Raw genomic sequence first — 14263 nt, 5'->3', positions numbered from 1 at the left:
AGTTTTTTATGTTTTTTATTCTCTACAATTTGTTTAATAGAATTGTTTTAAAAAATTCAGGATTTATACTACTTGTTATTCCAGAAACCATCAGTCTATCTATTATCTGATTTAGAAAAAGACAGGAAATTTTAGTAAATTTGCACCCGTTTTCAAATAAAAATCATGCTTTACCCGCAAAACATAGAACAAAAAATAGGGTTTGATAAAATTCGTGAACTCATTGCCGAGCAATGTGTGAGTTCGCTTGGAAGAGCTTTTGTTGAAAAAATACGTTTTTCTGATGACTATAAAATAATTGACCGGTTAATCCGTCAGGTAGCGGAGTTTAAATTGATTCTGCAAACTGAGTCGGGTTTCCCGGAGCAAAATTATATAGATGTAAGCGAGTCACTTGCACGTGCTTCAATTGAAGGCGCATTTATAGGCGAAGAACAGTTTTTCGAAATCAAGCTTTCGCTTCGCACCATTCAGCAGATTATCCATTTCTTTAAAACGAAAGAAGAAATGATATACCCTGAGTTAAAAACACTTACCGCCAATTCGTTGCCTGTTTCAGCCAATGATGGTTGGAGTGGGGTTATCTCACAGATAGATAAAATCATAGACGAAAGAGGCAAAGTAAGAGATTCTGCATCGCCCGAATTAGCCGACATTCGTCGGAGACTCATAGCCGAACAGAGCGATTTAAGAAAAACCCTTGAACGTATTCTCCGAACTGCCCGTAATAGCGGCTGGATTGGAGACGATATGTCATTAACCATTCGTGATGGAAGAATGGTGATTCCGATTTTGTCAGAACATAAACGCAAGCTGAAAGGCTTTGTGCATGATGAGTCAGCCACAGGCCAGATGGCCTTTGTTGAGCCTGCCGAAGTATTGGAAGCCAACAACGAAATAAGAGAACTGGAGGCCCGTGAACGTCGGGAAATTGTGAAGATTTTAGAGAAACTGACAGCCTTTCTACGTCCGCACGTTCCGGCACTACGCAAGGCTTATTTGTTTTTAGGCTTGGTTGATTTCATTAAAGCCAAAGCTAAATTTGCCTTATCTATCAATGCGACTGCTCCCCTATTGGTTGAGAACCAGGCCCTGGAATGGTATAGAGCTACGCACCCTTTGTTGTATCTGGCACATCAGAAACAAAACAAGCCTATTATACCGCTTAGTGTTAAGCTTGACCAAGAAAATAGAATTGTACTGGTTTCAGGGCCGAATGCCGGAGGTAAATCAGTGATGCTTAAAACTATTGGTTTAGTCCAATACATGGCACAATGTGGGCTATTAGTCCCTGCCTCGCCTGATTCTAAGGTAGGTATATTCAAGAATATCTTCATTGATATTGGTGATGAACAGAGTATCGAAAATGACCTGAGTACCTATAGTTCGCACCTGACGAACATGAAGCACTTTGTCAATTTCTCTAATAAATTCACTTTGTTTCTGATTGATGAGTTTGGTACAGGTACCGAGCCAAGTTTAGGTGGTGCTATTGCCGAGTCTATTTTAGAGCAATTATTGCGCGCCAAGGCTTATGGTGTTATTAATACCCACTACACCAACCTGAAAGTATTTGCCAATAAAAATAGCGGGACTATCAATGGGGCTATGAAGTTTGATGCCGAGCATTTAGAACCAATGTATGAGTTGGAGATTGGCAAACCGGGTAGTTCTTTTGCTTTAGAAGTAGCCCAGAAAATTGGCTTGCCAAAGCAGGTGGTAGATAATGCCAAACGCAAATTGGGTACGCAGCAGATTGATTTCGAGAAACTGATTAAAGAATTAGAGATTGAAAGAAAAGTCTTTGCCGACAGAAACAAAGAGTTTATACAGAAGAATCAACAACTGAAAAACACCTTAGAGCAATATACTGGCTTAAAAAGTTTTCTGGAAGCAGAAAAGAAGAAGATTCTGAACGATGCCAAGGCGCAGGCAAAAGAATTGCTGAAAGAGACCAATCGTAAAATAGAAACCACCATTAAAGACATAAAAGAGGGCAAAGCTGATAAAGACCTTACTAAATTGATTCGCCAGGAATTGCAGGAGTTTGAAACAAAAGAACTGAAACTTGAAAAAGTAGAAGAGCAAAAGCCTGCGTCGGAAGAATGGGAATTGGAAAATGGAGTGATTACTATAGGTAGTTTTGTGAGAATAAAAGGGCAAGCGACTATTGGTGAAGTACTATCGATGAAAGGCAAAGATGCCGAAATTGCCATTGGCGAGTTGAAAACCAATGTAAAACTCAATCGTCTGGAGAAGATGAGCCGTAAGGAGTTCAGAGAGGCTGTCAAAGAAAGTATCAAACCTAAAATGACAGGTATTGACCTCAATGAAAAGATGATGAATTTCAGTTTCAATCTTGATTTGAGAGGCAAACGCGGCGAAGAAGCCTTAGGAGCAGTTGATAACCTGATGAATGATGCCATTATGTTAGGCTATCCAGAATTAAGAATCATTCATGGCAAAGGCGATGGCATTTTAAGAACCCTGATTCGGCAACATCTGCGCTCCTACAAACAGGTAGCAGGCATGGCAGACGAACATGCCGACCGAGGTGGGCAGGGGGTGACGATTGTGAGAATGAAATAAACAAAAATGGTAGTGGCAAAACCACTACCATTTTTGTTTATTTCCATTCCAGTTTCAAAATTACTTCTTACAACCTCCCACCAGAGCTTTGAAAGTAGCTACTCCTTTTTGTGCATCTTCAATGGTATTTACGACAAGATTGACTTCGCTGGCAAAGGTAGGTTTTCCATCTTTAGTTTGTTTAATAAACTTCTCTTTATTGATGGTGTTACCCATAATACCCACTGTTTTACCTGATACATCTACTTCTATTTTATTAGGGTCAATATCGTAGAGATTAAATTCCAGAACAGTCTCAACCGTCTTTTTAGAGTCTGAAGCTGTAGAGGTTAATTTCCATTTGCATTTATCACCGTCTTGTAAAACTAACTCTTGCTTAGGATTTTCTATCGATTTCACTTTGCCTGCTAACCAAGTGAAATCCCCTGCCGCAACATTTCCTTTACAACCTTTGGCAATAGCAGGTAGAGCCTCCATCTGGTAGCGGGCGTCTTCAATATCTCCTGCTATAAATTCTACGCTGTTATCATAATTCTGCAAAGCGCCATCTTTGGTAACCTGAATAAACTTTTTGCTATCCTGTACTTTTGAGGCAATTCTGATTACTTCTTTTGAAACTGATAATTTGAAATCAGTTAAATCGCCGAAGTTAAACTTAAAAGTCTCTTCAACTGTCTTGCCTTTTACTTCCGATTTCAGGTTATAGGTTGTCATACACGCAAGTTCAATTTTTTGTCTATAGCCCGATTCATTCACTTTCACATCTTTCAATCGGTCTTTCAGAATCTTAAAACCCTCTTCTTTGGTAGCTACTTTAGGTACTCTATTCTGTAATTCTTTCTTAGCTAAAGGTATAATTTTCTGAATAGCCATTTGCAAGATAGTTCCTTCGGTTGGGTTCGCTGCCGCAAATTTTACCTCATCGTCGTAGCCTTTCATCACGCTACCTTGTTGTGTTCTTACATAATCATTCTTCGATTTAACACTGACTGTCACTTCTTTACCACTGATTTTCAGTTCAGCACCATTTTCATTAAAATCTCCCCAGCTAAAATCAGATTGCAATTCTGTAGTTTTCTTACCGTCGTTTTCTTCACTTGTCAGCACCGCACGGTCCTTATAAGCACCTGATTTTTTCAGGCTTTGTTTAACCGTTTGTTTATCTGATGATACCTCCTTAATATGTTGCTCAAGCCAGGTTTGCAAGGGTGCTAAATCATCTTTTGGTAATTTAACAGAGGCTTCCCAGGCTGTTTTAGCGGCTGCAATGGCGTCTTTCAGATTTTTCTCTAACTCACGGGCATCATCTACATTTTCAGCTAAAATCTCTACCTTATTTTCATAATTCTGCATCTCACCGCCTTTGGTGTAGCGAATTACTTTCAGGTTTTTCTGAGAACTCAATTCTACCTTCATTTCTTTGCTCGACGCACTTCTTTTCACCTCTCCCATCAATCCCAGATTAAACTCATAGATTTCTTCTGTGCTTTTACCTTTGGAATCGGAGGTAGTAATGGCGATTTTTACATCATAAGGATTGGCATTATCATAGCTGAATTGCTGATTAACCGTAGACTTTTCTAATTTAATTTCTTTTACATAGCTTTTTACTTTATCAAGCGATGCTTTCAGGTTACCTTGTGCTTGTGTGAGAATGGGCAGTATGACCAGACAATAGATAATATATTTTTTCATGGAATAAATATTGTTTTCAGGCAAATTTAAGAATATAGGCGCTTTGACCTACAACCGCCCAATAAAAAAAGCAGCATTATCGGCTGGAATGCTGCTTTTGACTGTTGAATTGTATAATATATTAGAATTTACCCAACCCATGCCTTCACCTCATCAAGCGTTGGCATCTTCTCTTCAATTTTCAGTTTCTTTCTTACACCACCCAAATCATTGAAAATTTTGTTAGGGTTTGCACCTTTTAGCTGCTCAACCATTACAAAACCCATTTTTTGCAGTGCCGGAATCCAGACCGTTGGTACGCCAATCGCTTCGTAATCAGCATCTGTCGATAATTCCTGTTTTTTCTCAGGGCGCATCTGCGGAAAGAATAATACTTCCTGAATGCTGGCGTTGTCGGTCAGCATCATCGTCAAACGGTCAATACCAATACCTATACCTGCGGTTGGGGGCATACCATATTCAAGTGAACGGATAAAGTCTTCGTCCATCGCCATTGCTTCTTCATCGCCACGTTCAGATAGTTTCAATTGTTCTTCAAAACGCTCGCGTTGGTCGATTGGGTCATTCAGTTCTGAGTAAGCATTAGCCACCTCTTTACCATTCACAAACAATTCAAAACGTTCAACTAAATCTGCTTTGCTGCGGTGTTTTTTGGTTAATGGTGACATCTCAACCGGATAGTCAATAATAAAAGTCGGTTGGATTAAATTATCCTCCACTTTTTCACCAAAAATCTCGTCAATCAATTTAGCTTTGCCCATTGTATCATCTACCTCCATGCCCCACTGGCGGCAATGCTGGCGTGTTTCTTCTTCAGTCAATGCGCCTACATTTACGCCTGTATATTTTTCGATTGCTTCCAGAATGCTTAAACGTGCAAACGGCCCTGCAAAATCCAGTTCGTGTTCTCCTGATTTGAATTTCGTGGTACCGTGTACAGCCAAAGCTACTTTCTCAAATATCTCTTCGGTAATGCTCATCATCCACTCGTAGTCTTTGTAGGCTACGTAGAATTCTAAAGAGGTAAATTCCGGGTTATGGGTTCTGTCCATACCCTCGTTGCGGAACATTTTACCAAATTCATATACCCCATCAAATCCACCTACAATCAGTCTTTTCAGATATAATTCATTGGCAATACGCATATACAAAGGCATATCCAACGTATTATGATGTGTTTTGAACGGACGAGCCGCTGCACCGCCATGAATAGGCTGTAAGATGGGCGTCTCCACCTCTAACCAACCTCTTTCGTCGAACATCTGACGCATGGTAGAGATAATTCTGGCCCTTTTAATGAAAATCTCTTTGACATGCGGATTCACAATTAAATCCACATAGCGTTGGCGATAACGTTGCTCAGGGTCTGAAAACGCGTCAAATACTTTACCATCTACTTCTTTTACTACCGGAAGGGGGCGTAGAGATTTGTTCAGAATTTTAAATTCTGTTACGTGTATTGATATTTCGTTGGTTTGGGTAGTGAACACAAAGCCTTTTACACCAATAATATCTCCAATATCTAATAGTTTCTTGAAAACCGTATTATATAAGGTCTTGTCTTCGCCCGGACATAAATCATCACGACGGAAATAAAGCTGGATTCTACCTGTTGAATCTTGTAGCTCGGCAAAAGACGCACTTCCCATAATACGGAAGTTCATCAGGCGTCCGGCAATGGATACATTCTTATAATCTAACTTATTGTTCTCGTAATTCTTCTCAATGTCGGCGCATGTTACATTCACCTCAAATAATTCGGCAGGATATGGGTCGATTCCCATTGCCATTAAATCTTGTCTTTTCTGACGGCGTAAAATTTCTTGTTCGCTAAGAACCATCGTTTTATCTTTTAATTTACAATATAAATCTGAAGTGCAAAGGTAGAAAAAAATGTCGATTATTAATTATTACCACTCATCTGCAAAAAGTTTCATCCATCATTTTCTCTATTGACAATTTTATATATATTAATATCTTTGTAATATCATTTTAATATCAAAATATCTAAACCAGATGAAAGAAAAAGAATTACAATCACCCTCAGGTTATATTATGCTTGTAGCCGGGTTAATTTTATTGATAGTACCTTTTTTTACTATCCTCACTTATATTCCTATACTGTCGGTTATTATTAGTTTAGCTGGCTTTTTCATCATTATCGGATTGACAGTCATTAACCCGAATGAAGCGAGAGTTACCACATTTTTTGGTGATTATGTAGGCACTATGAAACAAAATGGCTTGCGTTGGGTAAACCCGCTGTACCGCCGTAGAAAAATCAGTCTTCGCGCCAGAAACCTGAACGGACAAAAGCTAAAAGTAAATGATAAATTAGGTAACCCTATTGAAATTGCGGCCGTAGTAGTCTGGAAAGTAAGCGAAACTGCCAAAGCCATTTTTGAGGTAGATGACTATCAAAAATTTGTGGATATTCAGTCAGAAGCGGCTGTGCGTCACTTAGCAAGCTCTTATGCCTATGATACTATCGAAGACGAACATGCCAGTATTACCTTGAGAGATGGCTCAGGTAAAATCAATGAAATGCTGGAAAAAGAACTGAATGAACGCATTGCTCAGGCAGGCGTAGAAGTAATAGAAGCGCGTATCAGCCACTTATCTTATGCACCCGAAATTGCAGGAGCCATGTTACAACGCCAACAGGCTACCGCAGTAGTGGCTGCACGTAAACAGATTGTTGAAGGTGCGGTAGGTATGGTTGAAATGGCGTTAGCACGTTTATCAGAAAAAGAAATTGTTGATCTGGACGAAGAGCGCAAAGCTGCCATGGTAAGTAATTTATTGGTAGTTTTGTGTGGTGAAAAATCTGTAAGCCCTGTGGTAAATACAGGAACCCTCTATAACTAATGGCAAGTGAAAAAAAACCATTCGTATTAAGAATCAGCCCCGAAGTGCTGAAAGAACTTGAAAAGTGGTCAGCCGAAGAGTTTCGAAGCCTGAACGGGCAGATTGAGTTTATATTAACTGATGCTCTGAAAAAAAGAAAAAAGAGCAAGAAAAGTGAAGAGTAAAAAACAGGAGGCGCGGAAAACGCCTCCTGTGATTATATTTTTATGCCTTCTTCGTCTATATATTTGCCAATATTCATTGTAATGCCATCGAAGAGTTCTATATCCTTATTCCAATTTTTAATCAGCCAATCCTCTTTCGGTGAAGTGACTATTACCTGTTGAGTTGAGGTAATTACCCAGAAAACTTTCTCTACACCAAATTCAAAAAGCTTTTAGGTTTTGCGAGTCAGATACTCTATAAAACTGCTTTCACCTAAATCTGCATTGGTGTCTATTTCAATCACATATTTAGGTGGTACATCAGGATATTGATTATTAATTTTATCTGCCGTCAATTCTTGTTTATAAAAAATTACAATATCTCCCGACAAAATATTTTTACTATCTAATTGCATACTTAGTTTGTTAGTAAGAATGCGATACTTCTTAGTGTCATAGGAAGGATAAATAGTAGCCAGGATAAAAACAACCAATCCCGATTGAAGTGTGCTACTACCCTTTATCGCTTCGACATTCAAGTTATACTTGATAGCATCTTTATAGCCACTATAATAAATAGGCTTTCCATCTATTATTTCATAAACAAAACATTCTGGTATTTTATTTCTTACCATCTTTTAAGAAATCTTATAAGTCATCTTCTCTTTTTCCAATTAATAAAACTAAAATAGTCAATTTGATTAATATTGATATAATCAAATTGACTATTTTTCTGATAAAGGCACGAATCAATAGCGAAAATTAGCTATTTTTGCGGCTCATTATTAGTTTTTATTTTTTATGCAAATCAAGGAAATTCTTACACAGACACCTGCAGAACAGGAGGTAACAGTAAAAGGCTGGGTACGTACCAAACGAGGCCAGGCAGCCGTAACATTCATTGCAATTAACGACGGCTCAACTATTCATAATATTCAGGCAGTAGTAGAAGGTAATAATAATATTAATGAAGAGACTTTAAAACTGGTTACTACTGGCGCATGTGTGGCTGTAACAGGTAAATTGATTGCTTCGCAAGGGTCGGGACAAGCAGTTGAGGTGAAAGCTGAGAAAATTGAGGTTTATGGTACAGCTGATGAGACTTTCCCGATGCAACCGAAACGCCACTCAATGGAGTTTTTGCGTGAAAAGGCACACTTGCGTTTCCGTACAAATACATTCGGTGCTATTTTCCGTATCCGTCATAATTTAGCATTTGCGATTAATAAATATTTCAACGATAAAGGTTTCTTTTATCTGCACACACCTATCATTACGGCATCTGATGCTGAAGGCGCAGGTGAGATGTTTCATGTGACAACTTTTGACATCAAAAATCCACCGAAGACAGAAACCGGAGATATTGATTACAAAGAAGATTTCTTTGGCCGTGAAACAAGCTTGACCGTATCAGGACAGTTAGAAGGAGAGTTAGGCGCATTAGCCTTATCGAAAATCTATACTTTCGGCCCAACTTTCCGTGCTGAAAATTCAAATACGACCCGGCACTTAGCTGAGTTCTGGATGATAGAGCCGGAAGTAGCTTTCTACGAGTTAGAAGATAATATGGCTCTGGCAGAGGATTTCGTGCAATATGTCATCAAATATGCTTTAGAAAACTGTGCGGATGATTTAGCATTCCTGGAAAAACGTTTGTTAGACGAAGAGAAAAACAAACCGCAGAATGAGCGCAGTGAAATGGCTTTACTGGAAAAACTACGCTTTGTAGTAGATAACCAATTTGAAAGGTTGACTTATACAGAGGCAATTGAGATTCTGTTGAAATCAAAACCGCATAAGGAAAAGAAATTCCAGTATCCTGTTGAATGGGGTATCGACTTGCAGTCTGAACATGAGCGTTATTTAGTAGAAAAACACTTCAAAAAACCTGTGATTCTGACTAATTATCCGCGTGAGATAAAGGCGTTCTATATGAAACAGGATGCCGATGGCAAGACTGTAAGAGCAATGGATGTGTTATTCCCGGGAATTGGTGAAATCATCGGTGGTTCACAACGTGAAGATGATTACGAAAAATTATTGACCCGTGTGAAAGAAGTGGGCATTGACCCTGAAAACATCTGGTGGTATCTTGAAACCCGTAAATTTGGCTCTGCGCCACACGCAGGTTTTGGTTTAGGTTTTGAGCGTCTGGTATTGTTTGTGACAGGTATGACGAACATCCGTGATGTAATTCCTTTCCCAAGAACACCTAAGAGTGCTGAATTTTAATTAATCGAAACAAATGATCCTTACGCTCGCTATATTTCTTGCTATTGCTTTTGCCAATGTGGTGGTCGGGGTTTATCTCGAGCGTAAGGTTTCTGCTTTTATACAAGACCGTCTCGGCCCAATGGAAGTAGGTCATTGGGGACTTTTGCAGTTAATTGCCGATTTGTTGAAGCTGATTCAGAAAGAAGACATCACCCCTGCCAATGCCGACCGTAACCTGTTCAAGTTTGCACCCATCATGCTATTCATGGTAATTTTTGCAGGCTTTGCAGTTTTCCCACTTTCGTCAGGTTTATCCGGTTCGGCTACGCAAACGGGCGTCTTCCTCTTATTAGCTATTGTTTCTTTAGATATTTTAGCCATTCTGATGGCCGGATGGGCATCAAATAATAAATACTCTTTATTGGGAGCTATGCGTTCGGTAGCGCAGATTATTTCTTATGAAGTGCCTTTGGGCTTATCCGTACTTTGTGTGATTCTGATTACCCAAACCTTAGATTTACAGGAAATCAGTTTTCAGCAAGGCATTTTCTGGGATGATAAAAATTATCTGTTTGGCATTAAAGCATTAGGTGTAGAAGTAGGTGAGGTTGGTGGTTTTCTGACATGGAATATTTTTAGAAATCCATTTTTACTGATTGTCTTTGTCATTTATTTCATTGCTTCACTTGCCGAGAGTAACCGTGCACCTTTTGACTTGCCTGAAGCTGAATCTGAATTGATTGCGGGTTTTCATACCGAATATTCCGGTTTTAGATGGGCAGTAATGATGCTGTCAGAATATGCCATGATGCTTCTGGTATCAATCCTGGGTGTAATTTTATTTCTGGGAGGTTGGAATACTCCTTTCCCGAATATTGGGCCTGTGGCATTAGCCGATTGGACAAGTGGATCCGTTGGCGAATGGTCGGGTAACCTTTGGGGAGCATTCTGGTTATTGTCAAAATCTTATATCCTTATCTTCATACAGATGTGGCTTCGCTGGACACTTCCACGTTTACGTGTTGACCAATTGATGCATCTATCCTGGAAAATTCTTACGCCTTTCTGTTTAATTCTTCTATTGATTTCAGGAATCTGGCGATTGTTGATGGTTTGAATGTATTTTTTATATATCTTGATTTTTTAAATCGTCAATAATTGTAATTGTGATTTTTACCTATTTCTTCAAGCTTATTAGAATCGCTTTAGATAAAAACTCATAAACTAACTGCTTCATAAGAAATCTAAATAGTAGATAAAGTCTTTATTATGTTATCTTGACTTATTCTATAACCACGTAGAAATTAAAACTTCAGATATATACAAAAAATAGCCGACCTTGCGAGTCGGCTATTTTTACAAAACCCATTGTTTATTAATTACACCCCTGTATCTCTGCTTTAAACACTGTTCCTGTTTCTACTACAAAACCCGGATCTAAAACAATTGACTTACCTGCCTGATAAGTTACGTTAGGCATAGGAGTGAATGCCGGATTACCCACTTTTTTATTTGAGGTTATCGTCTGAGCAGCTTTTACAAGTGCTACTCCGGTAGATACATTATTGCTTACAGCCACATTATTCTCAGCAACATTGACAGTTACATTTGCCGAGCCACCTGACGAACACATAGCCAGGTAAGTAGTAGTTACATTTGGCGAAACTGTAATACTTGTACCTGCTCCGGTTGCACCCCCTGCCCAGGTAATATTGCCGCCATTACAACCCGATGTTGTTAAAGTAATGCTTTTGCCAGGGCAAACACCCGGATTAGATGGGCTGATGGTTAAGAATCTGCAACTACCGCTTGTGATAGTTATACTTCCTGTTGTACTCACACAACCATTCTCTGTACAAGTAGCCGTGTAAGTACCCGGAGCAGTAATTATTCTGTTATTGGCAGGCCCATCAGAAATTACCCCTGCTGTCCCTGTCACAACCCATGCAAAAGTACCGGTAGCACAACTTCCTGTCAGGATTACCGACTGCCCGTTACAGATAGTACTATTATCAGCTGTAATATCTGGTGCCGTTGGCGTTGGTTTTACCGTAACAACCTGAACATCGCTGGAATCACTTGTACAGTTTAATTGCGTACATGCTGCTTTGTAAGATTTCGTGATTTCAGGTGAAACTGTAATAGATGTACCTGACAGACCACCTGTCCATTTTACTGTTCCTCCGCCACAACTTAAAACAGTCAAAGTTACGCTTCCTCCTGCACATATATTGGCAAATGTTGTCGTAATAACTGGTTTAACAGGAATAGGATTTACTGTAATAGTTACTACATCACTTGAATCGCTCGTACAGTCCAGTTGAGTACAGGTTACTTTATAGCCTTTGGTTTCCGCAGGATTTACAGTAATGCTTGTGCCTGTTAAACCACCTGTCCAATTCAGAGTACCGCCGCCACAAGCCGAAGCTGTCAGAGTAGTAGATGAACCCACACATATGGACACACTTGCCGGAGTAATTGTAGGTTTTACCGGAATAGGATTTACTGTAACTGTTGCTACATCGCTTGAGTCGCTTGTGCAATCCAGTTGAGTACAGGCTACCTTATAACTCGAAGTAGTACTTACAATAATACTCGTGCCTGTCAATCCACCAGTCCAGCTCAAAGTTCCTCCGGGGCATGCAGAGGCAGTTAAGGTGGTCGAGCTTCCCTGACAAATTGCAATTGCCATTGGTGTTATTGTAGGTTTCGTCGGTATCGGGTTTACAGTTACAGTTAAGGTATCCGTAAATCCTGTTGTTGTAGAACAACCATTAGCATCACTGATTGACACAATCGAGTATTTTTTAGTGGTAGTCGGGCTTACAGTAATATCAGCACCACTTATATAATTATTAACGGTTGTCTGGGTTGTTCCATCTGTATAAATCAAAGTAGACGGCCCGGTTGCACTAATGATAGTCGCAACCAGAATAGTACTGCCACCATTACAATACGTAGAAGGAGAACCCGACTTGATTGCAAAAGTTGCCATACTTGGCAAACAAATCTTACCTAAAGACGAGTTATCAGGTTTATGCAAGAGTTTTGCCTCTAAAGCAACTCTTTCAACCTGAGTCATGGCTAAGGCTTTTTTCGTTCCGAAAACAGCATTTCCTCCATCCATATCTCCTGTACTGTTAATCAATTCAACATAATTTCCGGTTTGACCAGTAAAAGTTGTATTGTTTAATGTACCTCCTGCAATTGTTGTGTTTGCTCCGGTTAAGACCAAACCCTTTGGTCCTCCTGAGATGATAGTACTGTCTGTTAGAACTAAAGAGGTTGCTGCAAAATTTGAAGCATTATCAATCGTTATACCAGCTGTTATTGAGTTTACTACGTTTACTCTACTGATTGTACTATTACTTGCACTTCCTGCCGCAAATTGCGGATCATTACTTGTGGCAAAAATACCATACTGGTTACCTGTCAATGTACCGCCTGTTACCTTTACTGTTCCGGTGGACGGCAGGTTCCATAGTAGAATACCATATTTCATACCGTTTACATCGTTGCTGTCTGCGGCAACACTTACTGTACTTTGAATAGAAGCCAATTCTACCCCAAAATTGTCAGTATGCGCAGCAAAATCACCTGATGTTTCTTTGGTAATGGTATTATGAGCAATTCTTGCTGCTGTGGCATTCTGATATTGAAGGTTATGAAAAATACCTCTGCGATACGTACGGATATCATTATGCTCAACTATTGTCCCTGCTCCTGGTGATGATAAATAGTAATTATCATCCTGCCAGCCTACGTTTGCTCGGGTTACAACATTATAAGCAAAAGTTCCATAGTGGTTTTCCTCAAAAGCCGCAGCTCTGCCACGCCCACCTCCGAAATTATCGCCCGAAGGAATATTGTCAAATTTATTATAACTAACATTTGTACCTGCAATAGCTACGGCTGGTGAAGTACCATCTGCCAATACTCCATACCTTTCAACGTTCTGAATGATGTTATTCTGAATAACCATAGTTGCATTTGCACCGCCTGGATTTGTGTCAAAAGAACCAATACTGTTTACAATACCGGCACCTGTATGAACATTAACACCATTCAACATACGCCCACCTGATAAAACAGGGTTATTTCCATCTAATTTAAACCCTTTGATTGAAACGTCTATATGCCCGATTCCGCCTACTCTTATAATTGTTCCAGAGGTACTACCTTCCAAAGATGTCTGCTTTGTGGCTGGTCTGATAATAGCCTCACTGACACGCGTGCCTGTGTTTGGGTTAATCTCAGCATTTGGCCCTTTCAGTGCTAAAGATTTAGATACTGTGATATTTTCTATATAGGTTCCGGCACTTACTACAATTGTATCGCCGTCCATGGTATTAGAATCATCAACAGCCGCCTGGATCGAACAGAAAGTTTCACGGTTACGTTTATTTACTACCAAAGCAAACGAATTGCTACCTACTACGGTGTTCATATTGGTAACAAGATTGGCATTAAAGGTATTATTAGTGAAAGTATTACCACAAGCCACCGGAGAGTTACCACGACCGAAATAATTCAATGACTTGGTATCAGACTGGTCTGCATCTCCTGCATTATCTGCCACATATCCTGCATTCGGGTGCAAACCTCCCTGCTCCTGAATACCGAAATCGTTGTTACCAACGGTGTTTCTCTTTACTGTATGGTTGGTTCCCTCAACCACTATACCGTAGCCCTTACTTTCTGATGAATTCAAGTGACGAAAGCCTGTTACCGTATTGCTATCTACCACAACCCCG

The 14263-nt window shown here is 39.7% G+C and carries 9 protein-coding genes; 5 read left to right on the top strand and 4 right to left on the bottom strand.

The features are described 5' to 3' along the window. Nucleotides 1-165 precede the first annotated feature (165 nt). Nucleotides 166-2589 (top strand): endonuclease MutS2, encoded by a 2424-nt coding sequence (locus H1R81_RS20460; protein ID WP_181842611.1) that lies wholly within the window; start codon nucleotides 166-168, stop codon nucleotides 2587-2589. Between the two features lie 60 nt (nucleotides 2590-2649). Here the strand turns inward: H1R81_RS20460 and H1R81_RS20455 are convergent, their stop codons facing one another. After that, nucleotides 2650-4284 carry a hypothetical protein gene (locus H1R81_RS20455; RefSeq protein WP_181842610.1) on the bottom strand — a complete coding sequence of 545 codons (1635 nt, stop codon included), beginning with the start codon at nucleotides 4282-4284 and terminating at the stop codon, nucleotides 2650-2652. Nucleotides 4285-4412: 128 nt separating this feature from the next. Next, nucleotides 4413-6125: a lysine--tRNA ligase gene (gene lysS, locus H1R81_RS20450; RefSeq protein WP_181842609.1), complete on the bottom strand. Its 1713-nt coding sequence runs from the start codon at nucleotides 6123-6125 to the stop codon at nucleotides 4413-4415. A gap of 175 nt (nucleotides 6126-6300) precedes the next feature. On the opposite strand from lysS, the gene H1R81_RS20445 reads away from it, so the two are divergent. Both H1R81_RS20445 and H1R81_RS20440 read left to right on the top strand, forming a co-directional pair. Beyond that, on the top strand, nucleotides 6301-7152 hold the full coding sequence (locus H1R81_RS20445) for an SPFH domain-containing protein (protein ID WP_181842608.1): 852 nt from the start codon (nucleotides 6301-6303) through the stop codon (nucleotides 7150-7152). Further along, nucleotides 7152-7316, top strand: a complete 165-nt coding sequence (locus tag H1R81_RS20440) for an Arc family DNA-binding protein (RefSeq protein WP_181842607.1) — start codon at nucleotides 7152-7154, stop codon at nucleotides 7314-7316. The genes H1R81_RS20445 and H1R81_RS20440 overlap by 1 nt, the downstream gene beginning before the upstream one ends. A gap of 212 nt (nucleotides 7317-7528) precedes the next feature. Here the strand turns inward: H1R81_RS20440 and H1R81_RS20435 are convergent, their stop codons facing one another. After that, nucleotides 7529-7930: a hypothetical protein gene (locus H1R81_RS20435; RefSeq protein WP_181842606.1), complete on the bottom strand. Its 402-nt coding sequence runs from the start codon at nucleotides 7928-7930 to the stop codon at nucleotides 7529-7531. 166 nt (nucleotides 7931-8096) lie between these two features. Between H1R81_RS20435 and asnS the strand changes: the two genes are divergently transcribed. Both asnS and nuoH read left to right on the top strand, forming a co-directional pair. After that, nucleotides 8097-9527 (top strand): asparagine--tRNA ligase, encoded by a 1431-nt coding sequence (gene asnS, locus H1R81_RS20430; protein ID WP_181842605.1) that lies wholly within the window; start codon nucleotides 8097-8099, stop codon nucleotides 9525-9527. A 13-nt stretch (nucleotides 9528-9540) separates the two neighbouring features. Continuing rightward, nucleotides 9541-10626 carry an NADH-quinone oxidoreductase subunit NuoH gene (gene nuoH / locus H1R81_RS20425; protein ID WP_181842604.1) on the top strand — a complete coding sequence of 362 codons (1086 nt, stop codon included), beginning with the start codon at nucleotides 9541-9543 and terminating at the stop codon, nucleotides 10624-10626. A 258-nt stretch (nucleotides 10627-10884) separates the two neighbouring features. Here nuoH and H1R81_RS20420 read toward each other — a convergent pair. After that, nucleotides 10885-14263, bottom strand: a 3379-nt coding sequence (locus tag H1R81_RS20420) for a 3-coathanger stack domain-containing protein (RefSeq protein ID WP_409013566.1), incomplete at its 5' end; no start/stop codon positions are given.

This window comes from Emticicia sp. BO119 (assembly GCF_013912375.1).
GTDB lineage: Bacteria > Bacteroidota > Bacteroidia > Cytophagales > Spirosomataceae > Emticicia.
Note: the sequence above shows the minus strand (reverse complement) of the source record. Positions and strands in the feature narration are given on the sequence as shown.

What these genes read in the sequence shown, in the direction of transcription:
- H1R81_RS20440 (WP_181842607.1), top strand. Translation starts at nt 7,152, where the DNA reads ATGGCAAGTGAAAAAAAACCATTCGTATTAAGAATCAGCCCCGAAGTG.
- asnS (WP_181842605.1), top strand. Translation starts at nt 8,097, where the DNA reads ATGCAAATCAAGGAAATTCTTACACAGACACCTGCAGAACAGGAGGTA.
- H1R81_RS20445 (WP_181842608.1), top strand. Translation starts at nt 6,301, where the DNA reads ATGAAAGAAAAAGAATTACAATCACCCTCAGGTTATATTATGCTTGTA.
- lysS (WP_181842609.1), bottom strand. Translation starts at nt 6,125, where the DNA reads ATGGTTCTTAGCGAACAAGAAATTTTACGCCGTCAGAAAAGACAAGAT.
- H1R81_RS20455 (WP_181842610.1), bottom strand. Translation starts at nt 4,284, where the DNA reads ATGAAAAAATATATTATCTATTGTCTGGTCATACTGCCCATTCTCACA.
- H1R81_RS20460 (WP_181842611.1), top strand. Translation starts at nt 166, where the DNA reads ATGCTTTACCCGCAAAACATAGAACAAAAAATAGGGTTTGATAAAATT.
- nuoH (WP_181842604.1), top strand. Translation starts at nt 9,541, where the DNA reads ATGATCCTTACGCTCGCTATATTTCTTGCTATTGCTTTTGCCAATGTG.
- H1R81_RS20435 (WP_181842606.1), bottom strand. Translation starts at nt 7,930, where the DNA reads ATGGTAAGAAATAAAATACCAGAATGTTTTGTTTATGAAATAATAGAT.